Annotated in this window: 14 protein-coding genes; 11 read left to right on the top strand and 3 right to left on the bottom strand. The window is 60.6% G+C overall.

The annotated features are described in order from the left end of the window. Window positions 1-81: 81 nt before the first annotated feature. The 3 genes from ABHV46_RS07955 (at window position 82) to ABHV46_RS07965 (ending at window position 3,479) form a co-directional block, all read left to right on the top strand. A complete protein-coding gene (locus tag ABHV46_RS07955) occupies window positions 82-1,044 on the top strand; it encodes a bile acid:sodium symporter family protein (protein WP_438381035.1) in 963 nt (320 codons plus the stop codon). 158 nt (window positions 1,045-1,202) lie between these two features. Continuing rightward, complete coding sequence (locus tag ABHV46_RS07960; RefSeq protein ID WP_438381036.1) at window positions 1,203-2,378, top strand: mechanosensitive ion channel family protein; 1,176 nt, start codon at window positions 1,203-1,205, stop codon at window positions 2,376-2,378. Between the two features lie 201 nt (window positions 2,379-2,579). Further along, window positions 2,580-3,479 carry a sugar phosphate isomerase/epimerase family protein gene (locus tag ABHV46_RS07965; protein WP_438381037.1) on the top strand — a complete coding sequence of 300 codons (900 nt, stop codon included), beginning with the start codon at window positions 2,580-2,582 and terminating at the stop codon, window positions 3,477-3,479. A gap of 26 nt (window positions 3,480-3,505) precedes the next feature. Here the strand turns inward: ABHV46_RS07965 and ABHV46_RS07970 are convergent, their stop codons facing one another. Beyond that, on the bottom strand, window positions 3,506-5,197 hold the full coding sequence (locus ABHV46_RS07970; protein ID WP_438381040.1) for a Na+/H+ antiporter: 1,692 nt from the start codon (window positions 5,195-5,197) through the stop codon (window positions 3,506-3,508). 95 nt (window positions 5,198-5,292) lie between these two features. On the opposite strand from ABHV46_RS07970, the gene ABHV46_RS07975 reads away from it, so the two are divergent. The 6 genes from ABHV46_RS07975 (at window position 5,293) to ABHV46_RS08000 (ending at window position 17,189) form a co-directional block, all read left to right on the top strand. After that, complete coding sequence (locus ABHV46_RS07975; RefSeq protein WP_438381041.1) at window positions 5,293-6,561, top strand: metallophosphoesterase family protein; 1,269 nt, start codon at window positions 5,293-5,295, stop codon at window positions 6,559-6,561. After that, a complete protein-coding gene (locus tag ABHV46_RS07980) occupies window positions 6,558-9,947 on the top strand; it encodes an AAA family ATPase (RefSeq protein WP_438381042.1) in 3,390 nt (1,129 codons plus the stop codon). The genes ABHV46_RS07975 and ABHV46_RS07980 overlap by 4 nt, the downstream gene beginning before the upstream one ends. A gap of 10 nt (window positions 9,948-9,957) precedes the next feature. Next, a complete protein-coding gene (locus tag ABHV46_RS07985) occupies window positions 9,958-10,788 on the top strand; it encodes an SDR family NAD(P)-dependent oxidoreductase (protein WP_438381044.1) in 831 nt (276 codons plus the stop codon). Between the two features lie 80 nt (window positions 10,789-10,868). Beyond that, a complete protein-coding gene (locus ABHV46_RS07990) occupies window positions 10,869-14,177 on the top strand; it encodes an efflux RND transporter permease subunit (protein WP_336947159.1) in 3,309 nt (1,102 codons plus the stop codon). 9 nt (window positions 14,178-14,186) lie between these two features. Next, complete coding sequence (locus tag ABHV46_RS07995; protein ID WP_438381046.1) at window positions 14,187-16,157, top strand: S9 family peptidase; 1,971 nt, start codon at window positions 14,187-14,189, stop codon at window positions 16,155-16,157. Window positions 16,158-16,199: 42 nt separating this feature from the next. After that, window positions 16,200-17,189: a L,D-transpeptidase gene (locus ABHV46_RS08000; RefSeq protein ID WP_438381047.1), complete on the top strand. Its 990-nt coding sequence runs from the start codon at window positions 16,200-16,202 to the stop codon at window positions 17,187-17,189. On the opposite strand, the gene ABHV46_RS08005 is transcribed toward ABHV46_RS08000, so the two are convergent. Further along, entirely contained in the window at window positions 17,177-18,115 is a 939-nt protein-coding gene (locus ABHV46_RS08005; protein ID WP_438381049.1) for a LysR family transcriptional regulator, read from the bottom strand. The genes ABHV46_RS08000 and ABHV46_RS08005 overlap by 13 nt on opposite strands. Window positions 18,116-18,223: 108 nt before the next feature. Between ABHV46_RS08005 and ABHV46_RS08010 the strand changes: the two genes are divergently transcribed. After that, on the top strand, window positions 18,224-19,264 hold the full coding sequence (locus ABHV46_RS08010; RefSeq protein ID WP_438381050.1) for a Rieske 2Fe-2S domain-containing protein: 1,041 nt from the start codon (window positions 18,224-18,226) through the stop codon (window positions 19,262-19,264). A gap of 137 nt (window positions 19,265-19,401) precedes the next feature. Then, window positions 19,402-20,811 (top strand): aspartate ammonia-lyase, encoded by a 1,410-nt coding sequence (aspA, locus tag ABHV46_RS08015; RefSeq protein WP_438381051.1) that lies wholly within the window; start codon window positions 19,402-19,404, stop codon window positions 20,809-20,811. A 212-nt stretch (window positions 20,812-21,023) separates the two neighbouring features. Here aspA and ABHV46_RS08020 read toward each other — a convergent pair whose 3' ends face one another. Further along, window positions 21,024-21,743: an MgtC/SapB family protein gene (locus ABHV46_RS08020; protein WP_336947165.1), complete on the bottom strand. Its 720-nt coding sequence runs from the start codon at window positions 21,741-21,743 to the stop codon at window positions 21,024-21,026. Between the last annotated feature and the right edge of the window lie 16 nt (window positions 21,744-21,759).

The raw sequence follows: 21,759 nt of genomic DNA on the forward strand, positions 1-21,759 counted from the left end.
TGTCCTTCGCGCGTCGAGTCTGGCATCACGTTTGAAACAGCCCCTTGCCAAAGCCGATCAAGGCAGTGGAAATCGCCCGCTATGCGCAAACTCGACCCGTTTCTCCTCAGCCTGATCGCTGCCATCGTCCTCGCGACGTTTCTGCCCTGTAGCGGGCTGGGCGCCACGCTGCTGACACATCTGACGACGCTTTGCATCGCCATCATGTTCTTTCTGCAAGGGGCGCGGCTCGAACCGAAAGCCGTGCTGGAAAGCGTGCGCGACTGGCGTTTGCAGGGAAGCGTGCTCGCATGCACCTTCCTGATGTTTCCGGTTCTGGGTATCGTTCTGCACGCGCTCATGCCCGGCCTGCTCAAGCCCGATATGTGGCGTGGCGTACTGTTTTTGTGCTGCCTGCCCTCGACGGTGCAAAGCTCTATCGCCCTGACCTCGATCGCTCGTGGCAATGTGCCCGCTTCGATCTGCGCGGCGACCCTCTCCAATCTGGCAGGCATCGTCGCCACACCCATTCTGGTGGCGCTCATCGTTCAGCGCGGCAATGTGTGGTCCGGCCATGCGATCATCGATATCGCTACCCAGCTTCTGCTGCCTTTCGGCCTGGGCCAGTTACTGCACACGCGTCTGGGTGACTGGGCACGACGCAACAAGAAGCTGCTCTCGCTCAGCGATCGCGGGTCCATCATTCTCGTGGTCTATACAGCGTTCAGCCATGCGGTGGTCGAGGGCATCTGGCATCGAGTCTCTGTGCCCGACCTGATGATCACGGCGCTTTTCGATACGGTACTGCTGGCGCTCGTGCTGTTTATGTCTCGCGGGATCGGGCGTTTCGCCGGGTTCAGTGAAGCGAGCAGCATTTCGCTCATGTTCTGCGGGTCGAAAAAATCTCTCGCGACCGGCGTGCCGATGGCCAATATCCTGTTTCCCGCCGCAGCGGTCGGCACGATCGTGCTGCCTCTCATGATGTATCATCAGATCCAGCTTTTCATCTGCACGCTGCTCGCGAGGCGCTTCGCCGCGCGCCATCAATCCGGCGAGGAAGGCTGAAAACCTTTTCTTACCGCTCTTTCATGGGAAACGCCTGCAAGGTGAGTTGTTAAGCCTCTGACCGGGGCGCCTTGAGGGATCACGCAAAAGTGATATTCTGATGCCCCACCCATAAAGCGTCAGGAGAGCCTGTGATCAAGCAAGACTATGTACACTCCATGTCGAGACTTCTCGCATGGTTCGACTGGCTGCCGCCTTCACTCGCCTCCACATTGCTTCTCTGCGCCGCCGCCCTGTTCGCGCTGCTTTTCAGCCGCCTGATCACAGAGGCGCTTCCCCGCCTGCCGGGGCTGCGACGCATCGCCTTCATCCATGAGACGATCGCCCGGCTGCAGAACCATGTGCGCCTGCTGCTCATGATCGTGGCGGCCAGTGCTGCACTTCCCGCCACCACAGGGTTTACGTCACAGACCACCCAGTTTCTGGCGCATTTCTTCGTATTTGCGTCGATCATCACGATCGGCTTCGGCCTGATCAAGGCGTTCCGCTTCGGCACGGATAAATATCTCGACCGCATTGCCAATCGTGCTGAAGTCGATGACATCACCGTCCGTTCGCACCAGACCCAGATCCGCATCCTACGCCGTCTGATCGAGATCACCTGCGGTGTCATCACCGTTGGGGCGGCGCTAATGGTATTCGAATCCGTAAGGCAATATGGCGTCTCGCTTTTCGCCTCTGCGGGTGCCGCCTCTCTCGTCGTCGGTCTTTCCGCGCGGCCTGCCTTGTCGAATCTGATTGCCGGCATCCAGATCGCCATTACCCAGCCCATCCGCATGGAAGATATGCTGATCCTGAATGGCGACTGGGCCTATGTGGAAGAGATCAACGCCACCTATGTCGTGCTGCGCACCTGGGATCGCAGGCGCTATATCGTACCGATCGCCTATTTTCTCGAAAACCCCTTCCAGAACTGGACGCATAGCTCGCCCTCGCTCATCGGCTCGGTGTTTCTCTGGCTCGATTATCAGACGCCCATGGATGAAGTCCGTCGTCTTTTCCACGAAGAACTCCAGGCCTGCGAAAACTGGGATCACGACATGGGGTCGGTCGGCTGTCAGGTGGCAGACAGCAACGCTCAGGTCATTTCCATTCGTCTGATCGCTGGCGCCAGCGACGCCAATGGCATGTGGAATCTCTGCTGCGATCTGCGCGAGCGTATGCTCAAACGCCTGCGTGAAGATCTGCCGCAATCTCTGCCACGTGGCCGCACCGCCATCGTTCCCGGCGCCGCCGATGAACCCGCCTGGCCTGATTCTCTGGTCTCGCCTCCCGTCAATCGCCTGATGAATGGCAGCCAGTACAACGGGCCGGATATTCGCCCTAACCGCTAGGCCCGGGACGGACATGACCGCGCGAAGCGACGCCAGACGGGCGAGCGCCTCGCGCTGAAACGGCAAGGCAAAGCCGTTTCTGATGGTTTTTGATCAATTTCACACGCAACAGCCCGAGGCTGAGGCTCTAGACGAAAAGGCGACCGGACCGGACAAAATATCTGACGGACCGGACTCGCCTCTGTCGAAGGGAATTGCCCGGTGAAACTGGTTCTGGACCCCTATATGCAACGCCATCTCTCCTTGCCGGAGATCGCCAGAACGGTCTCTGGCTATGGTTTCGATGGCATCGAACTCTCGCCGCGTGCCGATTTTCTGGACTGGTGGGTCATGCCGCGCGCCACATCGCAGCGTATCCGCGATTTCAAGACCGCCCTGCGCGATAATGGCACCGAATTATCGACGCTCCAGCCGATGTATCGCTGGTCGAGTCCGATAGAGGAGGAACGGCAAATCGCCATCCGCTACTGGAAACGCGCCATCGAAATCGCGTCCGAGATGGAATGCCCTCTGATGGTCTCTGAATTCGGGCGCGGCACCTCGCCCGAGCGGTCGGCGGGTCTGCCACCCGGCGTTGCGACACCAGAAACCTGTGAAGCCGCCTTCTGGCGTTCCATGGATGATCTCGTGCCAGTTCTCGAACGCGCAGGCATCACCCTGTCACTCGAACCGCATCCCGAAGACTGGGTCGAAACCTTTCATCCGGCCATCGATATCATCCGCAATATCGGCTCGGATGCGGTAAAGATGTCCTATATCGTGCCGCATACCTTCTTCTACGGCGAAGACATGGCCACAATGCTCCGTGAAGCTGCGGATATTCTGGCACATATCCGCGTGGCCGACACATTCGATCATCGCAAATCCTCCGAGCTGCGCTACATCGTCAACCCGCCAGGCTCACGCGTGAGGGTGCATCAGCATCTCGATATCGGTCAGGGCGAGATCGACTGGACGGCGTTTTTCGATACGCTGGCCGAAATCCGCTTCGATGGCGTTCTCTCCTCCTGCGTCTTTGCCTGGGAGGAGCGGGCCGAGGATTCATCGCGCTTTATGCTCGACACGATGCGTCGTGAGTTGGGCAAACGCCGCATGATCTGAGCAAAAGAGCCAGGTTCCGCCGGGGCTCAGATATCTCTCGGCAGGCGCTGGACACGCGAACGCAGCAATTGCTCTTCGAAATCCAGCTCCTGCTGCAATTCCCATTCGGTCTGGTCGTTGATCCCACGCTCGACGAACAGATCATGCAGGGTCTGTCTCTGCGCGCGCAGGACGAGCAGTCGCGTAGCCAGTTCGAGCCTTTCGCGACGCAGGGCGAGCTGGCGGTTCATCAGCGTGGAATGATGCGTTTCATCGATCTGGCTCAGGCGGATTTCATAACTCTGTTCCAGACGATCAATCACGTCATCTTTCAGTGCCCTGTCCTGCGCACTGGCTTCAGCCGCCACTGGCGTTTCAGGCGTCCTGAAGCGTTCATCGTGCAGCAGGGAAATTGCGGTGCGCAACAGCCGCTGACGCGCGATGACCCCCTCGACCGCATGACGATCCATACCGGGATCGGGCAGGAAGCGGATGCAGAGCGGCATCAGCACACCGGCGCCGACAAGCGAGATCACGATCACGCCCGCGGCAACCGTGATCAGTAGATCGCGCGATGGAAACGCCCCTAATTCGCTTCCTACGGCTGGAAGGGACAGAACAGCAGCAAGCGTGACGGCCCCGCGAACACCGGCAAAGGTCAGCAGCAACGAACCTAAAAATCCGGGCCAGACGAAAGGCTTGTGCGTCCAGCGCGCAACACACCATCGGCGCAGGATCGACAGCCAGATCCCGACAAACCGCAGCATCGTCATGATGAGATAAACCGCGCCTATAAGGGCGACAAGTTGCAGCAACGAGACCTGACGTTCATGCGCCATGACCACTCCGCCCTGCACCAGCGCAGGGAGCTGCAATCCCAGCAAAAGAAAAATTAGGGCGTTGAAGATATAATTGACCATCCCCCAGACTGTCGTGGCCTGAAGGCGCGTGGCCGTGTTCGTCTCTTCGATCATGCCCATCATTTTGATGACCATGCAGGCCGCGACGGAGGCCAGAATACCCGAGCAATGCACGGCTTCGGCTACGATATAGGTCACAAATGGCAGCAGAATCATAAGCGTGATCTGCAAAGGCGGATCGTCGAAACCGCGACGCAGCAACACGCGGTTGAAACGCGCCGAGACATAGGCAATGAGCGCCCCGATCGCCATGCCGCCCAAAGCGACCAGCAGAAACGCGTCGAAGGCCAGACGATAGGAGAATTCGCCCGTCAGCGCGGCCGCCGTGGCGAAGCGGAAGCACACCAGCCCCGACGCATCGTTGAAAAGCGCCTCGCCCGAAAGAACATGAATCATGCGCTCAGGCACATGACGCCCGGCCAGCAGGCTCGACACCGCGACTGTATCGGTAGGTGAAAGCGCGGCAGCGAGCGCAAAGCAGCAGGGCAGATCGAGTGTCGGAATCAGCCAGTGAATGGCATAACCGCAGAAAATGGTGCTGAACACGACCAGCCCGAAAGCCAGAAAGAAAATCGTGCCCCGCAATTCGTGAAACTCGCGCAGCGGCATACGAAAGGCGTCGGCAAAGAGCAGCGGCGGCAGAAAGACGAGCATGAACAGGTCAGGACGCAGCCCGATCCGGACACCGAGCAGCGCGACGCAGATGCCGAGCACGATCTGGATCAGCGGCAGCGGAATCCGGTTTTTCAGCAGGCGGGTCAACAGACTGCTGGCGGCGGCCAGCACGAGAAGAAAAAGAATATGATCTGCGGGGATCATGGCAGCAGGCCCAGCGCGCGGCACGACATGACGGTGAAAACAGCCTCCGTTTTTCGCCCGGCGCACGCGGCTTCGAAATGCGCTAAAAGAGAGAAATGAGCTCCTTTCGCTTTCTGCACGCGGCCGATCTCCATCTTGATAGCCCACTCAAGGGGCTGGAGCGGCATGACGATTTGTCCATCGATCGTATCCGCTCGGCGTCACGCCGCGCGCTGGACAATATGGTCGATGCCGCCATCGATCATGATGTCGCCTTCGTCGTGATTGCCGGCGACCTCTATGACGGCGACTGGAAGACAATCAGCACCGGGCGCTACATGGCGACCGCTCTGGGGCGTCTGATCGCCCATGGAATCAGGGTCTTTCTGCTTCAGGGCAATCACGACGCCGCGTCGGTGCTGACTCGCGACTTGCCGCTCCAGGCCGGTATCGACCGTTTTCCCTCCCCTAAACCGGGCAGCTTTCTTATCGACGAGATCGGCGTGGCCCTGCATGGGCAGAGCTTCGCCAACAGACACATGCCCCATGACATGACCCCCGCCTATCCGGCGCCTGTGCCCGGCTATTTCAATATCGGCGTGCTGCACACCTCGCTGTCAGGCCATGGGCAACACGAAATCTACGCGCCCTGCGCCCCCGAAACCTTGCGGGCGAAAAATTACGATTACTGGGCGCTGGGCCATGTGCATGAGCGCATGATCCTGACCGATGGCACACCGATCGTCTTTCCCGGTGTGCTTCAGGGCCGTCACATCCGCGAAACCGGAGAGAAAGGCGTCGTGATCGTCTCCGTAACCGATCATCGCATCGACTCCATCACTCCGATCGCCTGCGATGTGGTGCGCTGGGACGCCGCCCATTTCGACTGCACAGGGCTGGAAACCATGCCTGCCTTCGAGGATCGATTGGGGGCGTTTCTGCGCGATACAGCTCGCCTTCATGAAGGGCATCTTTGCGTCATGCGCCTGACAGTGACGGGAGCAACCCCGCTTCACGACACGCTCAGACGTCAAGGGGCTGGTTTACGGGAGGCCGTGCAGCATTTGGCCGCGATGAGCGGCGGCGAGATCGAGCTCGAAAAGCTTGTTCTCGACACCACGCCCCCTGCAACACAAACCCACTCTCTGCCAGACGAGGGCGAGTCTTTTGCGCTATCCGGTCTCGTGCATGAGGCCATCAAGGATGAGGCCCTGCTGCACGCTATCGGCGAAGATCTCGATCTCTGCCTCAAAACGCTCAATCTCGGGGACATCGCCCCTGATTCTCTCCTCGCCCGTATCAACCGGCGCGACTGGGCGTCTGTTTTGCCTGAACTGAACGCGGCGCTTTGCGACAAGCTTTCGGGCAAGGGAGACGCGCGATGAGGATCGCTTCTCTCGATCTCATCCGCTATGGCGGCTTTGCCGACAGGCATTACGAGTTCGCCGCGCAACCCACCGATCTTCAGGTGTTGCACGGCGCCAATGAAGCAGGAAAATCGACCACGCTTGCGGCAATAGGCGATCTGCTTTTCGGCTTTCCCAATCTCAAGGCACAGGATTGGCGCTTCGATGCGGCCCAGCTTCGTGTCGGGGCCAGCCTCGAACAGGAGGCCATGCGGCTCGATGTCGTGCGCAAAAGGGGGCGCACGCAAACACTGCTGGCGCCTGACGACACGACGCCACTTGATGAAAACGCGCTGCTTCGCTGGCTCGGAGGTGTCGATCGTGCGGCTTTCGAACGCATGTGGAGCCTCGACCATCAGCGCCTGCGCGCGGGTGGCGACACCATGGCGCGCTTCGAGGGCGATCTCGGCCAGCAACTTCTGGCAGCAGGTTTCGGGCTCGAAAACGTGCAGGCCGTACTCGAGGCCCTCGACGCCCAGGCTGGCGCCATCTGGAAGAAAGGCGGTCGCGGCACCCAGCTCAACGAGCTGAAAAAGGAGTTCGACGCCGCGCGCAGCCAGTTGAGCGCCGCCGAGGGTGCCCGCACGATCTGGACGGCGCTCAATAGCGAGGCCAGTGCGCTCGATACCGACCGCCTCAGCCTCGAGCAGCGCATCACGACCCTGCGTCAGGAACGCAGCAGGCTGGAACGAATCAGGCGCCTCAGATCGGCACTGACCCGGTTCGATGCGCTCAATGACACATTAAACGGCACCCCCGCTCCGCTCTTCACCTTGCAGGAGCATGACAATTTCGAGCGCCTGCTGCGAAGCTGGACCGAAGCGCTGCAAAAACGGGCCGACCTTCAGCACGCCTATGACGGTCTGGTCGAAACCCGCTCCGGCTTCCAGCCCGACCTCGTTCTCTTGGCGCAGGAAAAAGAGGTGCGTGATTTCAAGAGCCAGTTCGAGGCGCTCGTTACTGACCGTCCCGATCATGACGGGGAAACCAGTCTGTCCCAGCTCGAGGCAGCCTTGCAGGCGGAGGGCTACAGCGGCACGGCAGAAGAAATTCTCACCCGCCTGCCTCAAGAGAACCTGCTTGCAGCGCTGCGCCCTCTGGCAAAGGCGCATGATGCGCTTACCCTGCGTGAAGAGGAATGGCGGCGAAATCACGAAGCCGCACGGGAAAGACTGGCACGTGCCGAAGCGACACGCGGCGCGATCACAACACCCGATCTGCGCCCCTTGCAGATCGCCCTGCAACAGGCCGAGTCTCTGGGAGACATCGACAGCAGCGTGACCGTGCTCGAGCGCGAGTGTCATGAGGCCAACGCACGGATGACACAGTCCCTGCGCGATCTGCTGCCATGGGAGGGCAGCCCTGAAGCTCTGGGCAAGGTGGCCCTTCCCGAACCCGGCTTTCTGGAACAGCAGCGCGAGAACCGGCGCGAAAGACACAAGGCCATCGCTTCCGTCAAAGAGGGTCTGCAAGCACTCAGCGACACCAGAGAACGCCTGCTGCTCGACAAGGCCCAGCTCGAGCAGCGCGATATCGTCTCACACACCGCCCTCAGCCAGGAGCGCATCCGGCGCGACACGCTGTTCGACACGCTGATGGCGTCCCCTCATGATGCTGAAAAGAAGGCGGGTTATCTCGCCTCAAGGCTCACGACCGATCAGCTCGCCGATCGCCGCTTCGAAGACGCGGAAGAATCGGCAAGGTTGACCCAGATCGAACAGGCTCTCGAGCGGTGCATTCTGGAACGGACCCAGGCAGAAGCGCGGCGCGATGCTCTGAGCCGCGCCGAGGATGAGGCCAGTCGCTCATGGCAGAACGAAGTCGAGACGCGGGGCCTGCCAGTCTTGCCGCCCGACCGTCTGACCGGCTGGCTGGATCTCAGACAAAAGGCACTCGACGCGCAGACGCGTCTTCATGCCGCTCAATCTGATCATGAAATGGCCCGCACCCGCCGCGAGGCGATGCTCACGACGTTACGCAGGCTTCTGCCGGATCTCGCACAGAGCAGCACACTTGCCGACATGCTTATCGACGCCAGAATGCAGCTGCGCGACCGCGAGAAGGCAGCCCAACGCCTCGCCGAGCGCGAAACGGAGCACGAACTGGCCAGACGTGACGCCCAGGCCGAGCAACGCAAGGGTGAGGCGCTCGCTGCCGAGCGATACGCGCTGCATTCACGCTGGACAGAGATACTGCCCGATACGACGCCATGGCCGTCGGACGTTGTCGAAAAGCTGGAAGAGGCGCGCAGAAAGGCCAGTACCCTGCTGGCCCGACGCACAGCCCTGACAGCGCGAAAGACAGAAAGCGCCGCGCTCGAAACAGCCTTCCGACATTTCATGGTAAGTATCGGTCGGGGAGAGGCCCTCGCTCTGGCCGCGCCCGGCATGGCAATAACCTCACTCCATGAGGCCCTGCTGACAGCACAGATCGACAAGGCGCAGGCCGATCGTCAGGATGCCCGGATCAGGGAGCAAGCCGAAACCTGCGCGCTCGCCGATACCAAGCTGGAGGCCCTGCGCGCCGCGTTCACGCCCTTCCTGCAGCGGCTCGGCGCCACTGAAATCGAGGCTATCCGCCCGGTTCTGGATGAAGAGGCGCATCATTATCGCGATCAGGAAGAAAAGACGCAGCTCGAAAGGCAGATCATCGAGCAGTCGGACGGGCTCGACCTGGCGCAATTGCAGACGCAGGCCAGAGAGACCGATCCAGCCTTGATAGAAACCCGTCTCGGCGCTGTTGAGAGCGAACAGACAGAGCTGGAACGGCAGCGCGATGCCGCCTTTACACGCGGTGGCGAAATCAGGGCGTCGCTGCGCGAGATCGAAAAAGACGAGGCTTCCCTTAAGGCTGCTTTCGACATCGAATCTACCAGGGCCAAAATGGCACGCGCTGCCGAGGAATGGGCAACAGCGCGCATCCAGACTCTGGTCCTTACCCATGTGGCCAGACGCCAAAGGCTCGAAAACACCAACCCGCTTCTGAAAGCGGCAGAAACGATCTTCGCGTCGCTGACCTGCGGTCGATATCAGAAGCTCGTCATTGCAGAAGACGGCAAAATGCCCGAACTTGCAGGGATGATGCTTGATGAAAAGATGGTCCGCCCTTCGGCCATGAGCGAAGGCACACGTGATCAGCTCTATCTGAGCCTGCGTCTTGCCGCCCTCGAACAGGCACGGGCACGGGGCATTACCCTGCCCTTCATGGCCGATGATCTTTTCATCACCTTCGATGAGCACCGCGCTGAGGCCGGTTTTACGACATTGGCCAAAATCGCCCGGCATCAGCAGATTCTGTTCCTGACCCATCACGCGCATCTGGCCGAAATGGCGGCGCCATTTGGCGCAGCGCGTCACAGCGTGTAAGCGCAGAGGCATGAATTACGGGACGATCTTCATTACTGGAGCGGCTTCCGGTATCGGGCGCGCCCTCGCCGTCGCCCTCTCCGCACCGGGTCGCCAGCTCCATCTCGCCGATTGCCAGCGCAGCGGGCTCGACGAAACCGGGACAGCCTGTCGGTCGCGAGGGGCCGAAACGTATCTGACCTCTCTGGATGTGACAGATCAGGATGCCATGACGCAATGGAGCACCCAGGCAGCAGATCGACCGGTCGATCTGCTTGTGGTCTGCGCAGGCGTCACAGGCGGAGTCTCCGCTCAGGAAGGCGACGGCTCGGCCTTCGAGAGCATCGAGCAGATCCGGCGCATGATGGCCGTCAATCTCGATGGCGCCTTCAATGCGATCCTGCCCATGATGGCCCGTATGCGCGCACAGCCTTTGCGCAAATCCGGTCGGCTCACGCGTCAGCGCGGTCAGATCTGCGCCATCGCCTCTGTCGCAGGGCTGGTTTCCTATCCCGGCACCCCCTCCTATTCGGCGTCGAAAGCCGCGCTGGACCGGTTCATGGTGGCCAGCGGAGCCTATAGCCGCCGGGCAGGAATCCATCTCTCAAGCGTCTGTTGCAGCTTTGTCGACACCCCCATGGTTGCACAGAACCGCTTTCCCATGCCGGGGCTTTCAAGCGTCGAACGGGCAGTCGCCCATATTCTGCGCGGTCTCGCACGACGCAAAAGGCGGATCATCTTTCCTGCCTGGCTGGTTCTGGGCTCGCGCTTCATGGATGTGCTGCCTGTGCGTCTGGCCGAGACCTATTATACGCATCAGCCCACCGGTCGTCCCGGCTCGATGCCGCCGCTCGACCATTAGCCACGGTCGAAATACGAAAAGATCAAGACAAGAGCGCCCCGGACTACGTATTCCCGCAAAAACTTTGCTATGAAGGCGAAATGAATTTCTGTCGTCTCTTCATCATGCGTCCCGTGGCGACGATTCTGCTCGCTCTTTCGCTGTTTGTGGCGGGGGCCATCTGCTATCCGCTGATGCCCGTCGCCAGCCTGCCCGATATCGGGTCTTCGACGATCAATGTCGAAGTCGAGCAGCCGGGCGCCAGCCCCGAGCAGATGGTCAGCTCGGTCACGACGCCGCTCGAGCGCTATCTCGGCCAGATCGCCGGGGTGAAGCTGATCGAATCAGACAGTGAAAACAGCTTTGCTTATATCCGCATCGATTTTGTCGAATCACGCAATATCGACGGCGCCCTGCGCGATGTTCAGGCCGCACTGAGAGCGGCACGCGCCGATCTGCCCCAGGGCACACTCGACCGCGATCCCTTTGCCTACAAGGACGACCCGACCTCACAACCGGTCTATCTGCTCTCCCTGACCTCCGATGTCATGACGCTGCCCAAGCTGTTCGACCTCGCCCAGATCAGGGTCAAGCCTCTACTGGCGCAGATCAAGGGCGTGGGCCGCGTGCAGGCGGTAGGCTCGGCAGCGCCCGCCGTGCGCGTGGATGTAAACCCCTATGCACTCTATAAATGGGGCATCGGCTTCGAGGACGTGCGCCAGGCTCTCGCTTCGGCCAATGCCAACACGCCCAAGGGGTTTCTCGATTCTGGCGGCCAGCGCCTCATGCTGGAAACGAACGATCAGGCCGAGAACGCTGCGCAATATCGCGATCTGATCATCGGCTACCGCAACAACATCAACCCGATCAAACTCTCCTCTGTCGCGGAGGTAAGCGACAGCGTTCAGGATCTGTATCAGGCGGGATACTTCAACAACAAACCCTCGATCACCCTGATCGTACGCGGCCAGCCCAAGGCCAATACGGTCAGGATCGTCGATGCGGTCAAAGCCCGCATGAACACACTGCGGGCGGTTTTGCCGCCCGGCGTCGAAATGGACACGGCCATCGACCTCTCATCAAGCATACGCGCCTCGCTCGACGATACGCAGCTGACGCTGGGTATCTCGATCATTCTGGTGATCGGGGTCATCCTCGTTTTCCTGCGCCGCCTGCGCTCGACGATCATCCCCGCCGTCACCGTACCCATCGCGCTGATCGGCACGCTGGCCGTGATGAAGTGGGAGCATTTCACCCTCGACATCATGTCCCTCATGGCGCTCACCATTTCAGTGGGCTTCGTGGTCGATGACGCCATCGTGGTGCTGGAAAACATCGCCCGCCACATGGAAGCGGGCATGGACCGCATGAGCGCAAGCCTGAAAGGCTCGTCGGAAATCGGCTTCACCGTGTTGTCGATCACGGCCTCCCTGGTCGCCGTTTTCATTCCGCTGCTGTTCATTCCGGGGCAGATCGGCGCGATTTTCTACGAATTCTCGATGACTATCGTCTCGGCGCTGCTCATCTCTTTGGCACTCTCGCTCACCCTCACCCCCATGATGTGCGCCTACTGGCTGGATGTAGAGCATGAAGAACCCACCGGCCCGGGGTTGCGTGATCGCACACTGCGCCTGATCGATTTCGTGCTGGATGGAATCGTCGCGATCTATGCCCGCACGCTGCGTATCGCGCTGCGTTTTCACGTGCTGACAGCACTTACGCTGCCGCTCAGCTTTATCGTGCTCGTCGCCTCAATCGTGCTGATGCCCAAGACGGGCGTGCCCGCACAGGATATCTCCCTCGTCGGCGGGTCGATCAGCGGTGACGACACGATGTCGTTTTCCGAAATCACCAAGCGTATCCATTACGTCGGCAAGGTCATGAAAGAAGACCCCGATGTGCTGTCGGTCACGAGCTGGAACAACAGCAGCAGCGACGGCCAGCTTTTTGCCCGCCTCTCTGACAAGCGCACCCGCACGCGTACCGACATCCAGATCGTGGACGGCATACGCAAGAAGCTGGGCGAGATGCCCGGCCTGCGCACGTCCTTCTTTTCTGCCGGCGACCCCAATGGCGGTGGTGGCCAGCATCGCAACGGTGCCTATCGCTATGTCCTGCGCGACCAGGACCCGGTCGAGCTGAAGCTCTGGGTGCAGCGCCTTGCCACCCAGCTGCGCAAGAACAAGATGATGACCACCGTCACCACCAATGTCGAAGGCCATGGGGCCTCGGTGCATGTAAAACTGCGCCGTGATACGGAGGCCCGTTATCTGGTCACCCCGCAGCTTGTCGGCAATGTGCTCTACGACGCCTATGGCCAGACCGTGGCCTCACGCATCCATACCGACATCACCACTCATTCCGTGGTGATGGAAGTCGCCCGCGCCTACCGGGAATCGCCCGAGCAGCTCCGCAGTGCCTGGATCTCGACCGCTTCGGGCACGCCGGCGGGCGCAGTGCGCTCCAACCAGATACGCGTCAAGACCGTCAGCAGCGCCTCGGCCTCGACTGCCACGCAGCTCAGCGAAGCATCGCTGCGCAACGCCATCGCCAACCAGATTACCGGCAACAACTCCAACGGTTCTGCCGTCGCCTCTTCGGTCGAGACCATGATCCCGCTCATCAACGTGGCGGATCTGACGATGGAGCCCACGCCGATGGAAATCGACCATCAGCAGGGTATGACCTCGACCGCCATTAGTTTCGACCTGACCGATGGCAAGACCTATGAAGACGCCCGCAAGCTGATCGAAAGCACGATGAAGGATATGGGCGCGCCGCCCGGTCTGACCGGCGAATTCTCCGGCCTCGCAGGTGAAACCAAGGACATGCTGGTCAACGAACTGCTCGCTTTCGTCGCCGCGCTCTTTGCCATGTATATCGTTCTGGGTGTGCTCTATGAGAGCCTGATCCACCCCTTCACCATTCTCTCCACCCTGCCTTCGGCCGGTATCGGCGCTATTCTGGGGCTATGGATCGGCGGCGAATCCTTCAGTCTCATCGCCATGATCGGCATGATCCTGCTCACCGGCATCGTGAAAAAGAACGCGATCCTGATGATCGATTTTGCACTGTATGCCGAAAAGGAACTGGGCCATACGCCTCGTGAGGCCATTTACGAGGCTTGTCTCACGCGCTTTCGTCCCATCCTCATGACCACCCTCGCCGCCGCCCTCGGCGCCGTGCCGCTGATGGTCGGCCATGGTTACGGGTCGGAAATGCGCCGACCGCTCGGCATTGCCATCGTGGGCGGCATGCTCATCAGCCAGCTGCTCACGCTCTACACCACCCCTGTCGTCTATCTCTACATGGATGCGATAGGACGTTTCGGCACGCGGTTGTGGCATCGTCTCGTGCCCAGACGTCCCGCGCCGCGCCCTCTCGCGACCCCGCTCACCTCTGAAAGCTGAAAGCCCGTCATGTCTCTCAAAGCCCTCAGCCCGGCCTTTCTGCTTTGCGCCAGCCTGCTGACGCCCGCCTTCGCCGCCCCCGCCGCCCCGCTGCACCTCTTCAGTGCGCCTGCCCTCTCGCCCGATGGCCAGCATCTTGCGACGCTGGACACGACCGAGCAGCCCGATTCAGACGCAACACCCGTGCCGTTTCTCGTTCTGCGCAGCCTGCCAGGCGGCAAGACCATGACCATTCTTCTGCCCTGCAAGGACTGCATTCCGTCCAGCCCGAGCTGGAGCCCAGACGGGACGCATCTGGCCTTTATCGTCAGGCAGAAAAACACGCAGAACCGCCAGATCATGCGTATAACCAGCACGGGCGCAAAGCTGGAGACGCTGCTGAAATTCACCGGCTCGCTACAGGATCTGCGCTACGGCCCCGATGGGGCGCTGGCCGTTCTCGCCATCGCCGATGCCAGGCGCGACCCCGGCGCGCTTCAGGCTGGCGCAGCTGAGACGGGCGAGATCGACGCAAAGGAAGACGAACAACGTATCGCCACGGTCGAGAAGAACGCCCTGCACTGGCAGTCGCCCGACGGGCTCTATGTCTATGAATATGACTGGCAGAAAGGCTCCGTTCCCGCCTTCATTGGCACGGCAGCCACAGGCAATGGCGACGCCCATTGGTGGCAGGCCCATCTGTCGCGCTTCGCAGGCGGGCAGGAGACAATTCTCTACACCCACGCCTTGTCACAACAGATTGGCCTGCCTCTCGTCGCCCCTGACGGCAAAAGCGTCAGCTTCGTCGCTGGGCTGATGAGCGATTTCGGCTTTTTCGGTGGCGACGCCCTGCAACTCGACCTGACCCGGCCAGGCGCCACCCCGGTGACCCTGACGAAAAACAGCAAAAGCACCGTGACGGGTCTGAGCTGGTGCCAGGGCCGTCTGATCGCCGCCTCCATCGCCAGCCCGAAAACGATGATGGAGGCGCTCGATGACAAAACGCCCCTGATGGTAAGTTCCGACGACCTGCTTTCGAATGGCGGCGGCGAACCCCGCCTGGTCTGCGCAGGCGACCAGAGCGTCGTCATCCGCCAGAATTTCACGAAAGCGCCCGAGATCTGGGCTGGCAGGATCGGTGACTGGCAGCAGGTCACCCATCTCAATGAGGGCCTTTCCGTGCCGGCAAAAGCCGAGAGCGTGAGCTGGACCAGTGACGGTTTCGCCGTGCAGGGCTGGCATCTCGCCCCGCTTTCGCGCCCCGCGCCCATGACCCGCAACGGGAAGGTGCCGCTCATCACCGAGATTCATGGTGGTCCGTCCTCGGCGGTCATGCCACGCTTTCTGCGTAGCAATGGCGATGCCGCCGTGCTGCTGAGAGCCGGTTATGATCTGTTCATGCCCAACCCGCGCGGCAGCTACGGTCAGGGCGAGGCCTTCACCATGGCGAACCGTCGCGATTTCGGTTACGGCGACCTGCGCGACGTGCAACGCGGCATCGACGTTCTGGAAAAAACAGCGCCAATCGACGAAAACCGCCTTGGCATTACCGGCTATTCCTATGGCGGCTACATGACCATGTGGATCGTAACGCAGACGAACCGCTTCAAGGCAGCTGCAGCGGGCGGCGGCATTGCGAACTGGCAATCCTATTACGGCCAGAACGGCATTGATGCCTGGATGCCGCCTTTCTTCGGCGCCACGGTCTATGACGATCCGGCCATCTACGCCCATTCCTCGCCGATCACCTTCATCAAGCAGGTCAAAACACCGACCTTTATCTATGTCGGTGCCAATGACGTTGAATGCCCACCTGCACAAAGTCTTGAATTCTATCACGCCTTGCGCGCCCTCGGGATTCCGACCAGCCTTGTGATCTATCCCGGTGAAGGGCATGGCATGAGGGGACGTGACCACGCGATCGACGCTCAGAAGCGCATGCTGGCATGGTTCGATCGCTATCTGCACGCCCCTGGAGCCCAGCCTGCCGGGGCAAACTGAGACCGTTCTGTAACGTTTGGCCTGAGAAGCTTTGGAGTTGAGATGCATAACAAAAACAAGGCGCCGTTCTCAGGCCTGATGTCAGCGATCAGACTGGTCATTCCCGGTCTCGTTCTGGGCGGTGCGCTCTCGGCCTGTGCCAGGGCACAGACAACCGAAGCCCCGCCCATGCCCTCTGCCATCGCCCCAGAACAACCTGCTGCGCCAGCCGATCACACGGTCTCGGACCCTGTCGTCATTCCGCCCCTGCCAGATGTTTCGGAATCCGAAGCACGACTGGAGGCGAGCCGCCTCACGGTGCAGATGAGGAAATCGGTCAAGCGCTTCACCACCTACACACCTGAAATTCGTCAGCGCTTCATACGCCTCGCACGCGCCGCCATCGCCAGCACCAACACGCCTATCGACCGCCCCCAGCTTCTGATGGTGGTAGACCGCAACCCCAAGGTGCAGCGCCTCTGCTTCGTACTGGCCATGCCGGGCAATGCGGACTGGGAGACGCTGGGCGGCACCCCGGTCTCGACCGGACAAGCGGGACGCAAATTTTATTACATCACCCCGACAGGCGTGTTCATCAACACGCCCGACCGTCTCGGCTATCGCGCGCTCGGCACGAAAAACGAGAATGGCATTCGTGGCATCGGCGCGAAAGGTATGCGTGTCTGGGATATGGGCTGGCACAACGCCGTCAAAGGCTGGCGCCCGGATCACGAGACAGGCGATATCCGTCTCGAAATTCATGCGACCGACCCCGATTTTCTCGAGCAGCGCCTTGGCCATACAGCCTCGGAAGGCTGCATTCGCATTCCTGCCACCCTGAATGTCTTCATGGACAAGAACGGCCTACTTGACGTGCAATACGAGCAGGCCGCCAGCTATGATGGGCGCTTTCGCGCGCTTCTGCCCAAGGACCGCACCCCCAGCCCTATTGCGGGGGATGCTCTGGTTGTCGTTGACTCAGCCGAGGCCGTGCAGGCCATTTCTTCCGCTACGGTCGGGCACCAGACCCTGTCCAGTCATCACGAAGGCTGATCGCCGCGAGCCGTCCGCTCCGGCGGGGCAAGAGTGGGAAACGCCGCTTCGAGCGATTGCGCAACGAGGCGCGTGGCGGCAGGAAGAGACCGCGCCTGATCGACGCAGAAACAGAGTTCGAAGGGTCTGATCTTGCGATTGGCAAGCGGCACGAAGGCCAGCGATCCTTCGCTGACCTCCTGCATGACATCGACAAAACTCAGAATACTGATCCCGACCCCGCTCCTGACCAGTGATTTGATGGTCTCGATATCATCCGATTCACAAACCGGGAGCCCCTCCTGACCCGTCTCGGCAGTCAGCCAGGCGATTTTCCGCGCCAGTGCCAGTGGGGCGGCAGGCGCGATCAGGGGGTAGGAAGCGCCTAGGCTGAACCGTGCCTCGTTTTGTGCCGCCAGAGGATGGTCCGGCGGAGTGACGAATCCCAAGGGGCAGGCGATGCTCGCCCTGACGGAAAGCCGCGAGTTCCGCACTGGATCGAAAACCAGCGCCAGATCGCCCTGCCCTTCGATCAGCGCCGGGGCGATCTCGTGATTGGCTCTCACCAGCACACTCAGCGTGATGCCTGGATGTCGGGCGCGCAATGTGGCGATCGCGCCCGGCACCATTCCACGCGCCATGGCTTCGGGAATAAGCAGCGTCACATGCCCCCGCCTCAATCCCTTGAGGTCGTCGATTTCCGTACGACACGTCTCCAGTTCGCGTTGCCAGCGTCTGGTCTGCACCAGGAGAAGCGCCCCCGCTGCCGTCAGCCTGAGCCCGGAAGGCAGACGCTCGAAAAGCGGTGAGCCAAGCGACTCCTCACCCAGCAATATCTGCCTATCGATCGACGACGCTGAAATTCCCAATGCCTCGGAGGCACGCCTGATCGACCCATGCTGGGCGACGGCCATGAAATAACGGGAGAAGCGCGAGAAAACGGGCATGGAGGGCGCTCTCTTTTTTAGAACGGACAGTAAGAAATTTCGATATATCGTCGAACGGTCGAGACGTGGGATGTTTTTTGCTGTTCCAGCATCAACCGGCGAGGCCCCATGTCAGAAACTCTCGAACGGCCAGTGCAATTGCCGCGTCAATGCAGCTTCGACGCCGCGGACTGGGCCATCCTCTCGCGCTTCTGGTATCCCATCGCCCTTTGCCGCGATATCGGCACCACACCCACCGCTGCGACCCTGCTCGACGAAACGCTGGTGATCTATCGCTCGGGTGAGGAAATCGTGGTGGCGCAGGATCTCTGCCCCCATCGTGGCGTTCCCCTCAGCCTCGGGTCGGGTGATGGCGAGAGCATCGCCTGCGCCTATCATGGTTTTCGTTTCGGCCAATCGGGGCGCTGCGTGAAAGTCCCCGCCCATCCCAGCTCGGCCATTCCCAACAAGCTGCATCTCAGGACTTTCCCGGTGCTTCAGCGTTACGGGCTGGTATGGACCTGCCTCGCTGGCGAGACACGGCATGAGGTGCCGGACATGCCGCACTGGTACGAATTTGGCTATCAGCAGATCACCTGCCCCTCGATCGACATCGCCGGTTTTGCCGGGCGACAGGTCGAAGGGTTTCTTGATGTTGCCCATTTCGCCTTCGTTCATACCGACACTTTTGCCGATCCCGAAAACCCGGTCGTGCCCCCTTATATGCCCAGAATGACCGCAGAGGGTTTCGAGGTCGAGTATCGCAGCTCGGTCGGCAATTATCCGATCGGCGTTGAGGGACGTGCGCCGGAAGGGTTCGAATGGCTGCGGCATTTCCGCACCTCGCTGCCCTTCACGGCAACGCTCGAAATCCACTTCCCTGATGACGGACGGCTGGTCATCATGAATGCAGCCTCGCCCGTCTCTGCGCGCAAGACACGCATGTTCGCGCCGATCTGCCGCAATTTCGATCAGGATATCCCTGTCGAGGCCGTCTACGAATTCAATCGGCGCGTTTTCGAAGAAGACCGCCTTCTGGTGGAGGCGCAAAAGCCCGAATGCCTGCCGCTCGATCCTACTCTAGAAGCCCATATCATGGCCGATCGCAGCTCCATCGCCTATCGCAAGGGATTGCGCGACCTGGGACTGAGCCGGTTTTTCATAGCTTAGCCATCCTCTCCCCGCATACCTGCTCGACAAACGCATAGCTCCTGCGGCGAGAAGACATAACCCCGGCGCCCCATCCGACTTGCCTCCTCTCTTCGCCTGGCGTCCTCTGGCCAGAACAAGAGGGAGACGCCCGAATCATGGTCACCACCAGAACCGAACACGATCTTCTTGGCACGCGCGAAGTGCCGAATGACGCCTATTACGGCATTCATACCCTGCGGGCTGTCGAAAACTTTCCGATCACCGGCCGCCAGATCAGCGCCTATCCCGAACTCATCAACGCGCTGGCCGCAATCAAGCAGGCCGCCGCGCTCAGCAACCACGACCTGGGGCTTCTCGACGCGTCGAAGTCGCGCGCCATCATCGCTGCTTGCGAGGATGTGCGCAGCGGGCAATTGCATGACCAGTTCGTCGTCGACGTGATCCAGGGCGGTGCTGGCACCTCGACCAACATGAATGCCAATGAGGTCATCGCCAATCGCGCTCTTGAGCATCTAGGGCGCCAGCGCGGCGAGTACAGCGCCCTTCACCCGATAGACCACGTCAATATGGGTCAGAGTACGAATGACGTTTATCCCACAGCCCTGCGCATCGCCGCCATTCATGGCGTCAACCATCTGACAGATGCCATGACAGTGCTGCGCAAGGCCTTCATCGCCAAGGCGCGGGAGTTTCATGACATTCTCAAGATGGGCCGCACCCAGCTTCAGGATGCTGTCCCCATGACGCTGGGTCAGGAATTCCAGACCTACGCCGTCATGCTCGACGAGGATCAGAAGCGTCTCAAGGAGGCGATCCTGCTCATAAGCGAGATCAATCTGGGCGGCACCGCCATCGGCACACGTATCGCCAGCCACCCCGATTTTGCCATCACGGTTTGCGCCCATCTCAACCGGATCACGAACCTTCCCCTCCTGACTGCCAGCGACCTCATTGAGGCCACTCAGGATTGCGGCGCCTTCGTTCAGGTTTCCGGCGTTCTCAAACGCTTTGCCGTCAAGCTGTCGAAAATCTGCAACGATCTGCGTCTGCTCTCCTCCGGCCCACGCGCCGGGCTGAACGAGATCAATCTGCCCCCCATGCAGTCCGGCTCTTCCATCATGCCGGGAAAGATCAACCCCGTAATTCCCGAAGTCGTCAATCAGGTCGCCTTCGAAGTGATCGGCAACGATCTGACCGTCACCATGGCCGCCGAAGCCGGTCAACTTCAGCTCAACGCCTTCGAGCCAATCATCGCCCATAGCCTGTTCAAAAGCCTGACCCATCTTCACGCGGCCTGTCTGACGCTCGAATCACGCTGCATTCGCGGCATTACCGCCAACACCGCTCAGCTCGAAGCCATGGTGACGCATTCCATCGGCCTCGTGACCGTCCTCAACCCCTATATCGGCTACGAAACCGCTACCGCCATCGCACTCGAGGCGCATCGCACCGGGCGCGGCGTGATCGAAATCGTGCGCGAACGCCAGCTCGTGCCGGAAGCAACGCTGGAGAAAATTCTGTCTCCCGAAGGGCTCTGCCATCTGCACAAAGCTGAACCACTCTGACACGACGTGCCTAAAAGCAGTACTTTGTGGACACCACTCTGAAGGGGATAAGAGGGGTGCGCCCCTTTCCGGGGAGCGGGGCAGCGCCCCGCAGTAACGCCATTCAGGCGCCAGAATTTCCTCAGGGCTCCGCCCTGAAACCCGCCAAAGGGCCGGCGCCCTTTGGATACCGATTTTAAAAGAATGATCAGGGGGATTGCGCGGGACCAAACTCAGTCGAGCGATTCTTCGGGCTTCTCGCTCCAGGCAGCCTGAACGCCGGGAATGCGCATCAGAGCCGTGATGACCTCATCGGGGGCCTTCATGCCATGCACATGCAGGGTAAGGAGCAGTTTTTCGCCCTCGTTCTGGCGCTCCTGCAAGACATGACCGAGCGTGAAACCGAGTTTGGTCAGAGTAATGCCAACGGTTTCGGTGAACGCCACATCTGAATCACCACGCACACTTATCTTGAACCCGTGGCGCGGGGCGCGAGGCATACGCAGCAGCCAGCCGGGGGTAAGGAACATGATGACGAGGTAACCGACAGTCGTCAGTAGGGCCACGATGGTCATGCCCGCGCCACAAGCCATACCGATGGCGGCGGTGAGCCAGACCGAGGCAGCGGTCGTCAAGCCGCGTACGGTGTCGCGTCGCATGAAAATAACACCGCCACCGATAAAGCCGAGTCCCGAGACAATCTGGGCTGCCACACGAGACGGATCGACTACGACGCGATCTGGCATCAGCACGTCGTCAAAACCGTATTTGGAGATCAGCATGAAAAGGGCGGCAGACACGCCGACGAGCGTATAGGTACGAAAACCCGCCGCTTTCTGTCGATATTCGCGCTCGAGCCCGACCAGGGCGGACAGGAAAAAAGCGAGCCCCAGCTCCTGTAGCTGGAGTAGCCCCTCACCAGGTATATGCGCGAACAGACCCACCGCCTGCATGACAGCTTCTCCTCGA

Origin of the sequence: Asaia sp. BMEF1, assembly GCF_051628905.1 — a bacterium.
In the GTDB taxonomy this organism is placed as follows: domain Bacteria; phylum Pseudomonadota; class Alphaproteobacteria; order Acetobacterales; family Acetobacteraceae; genus Asaia.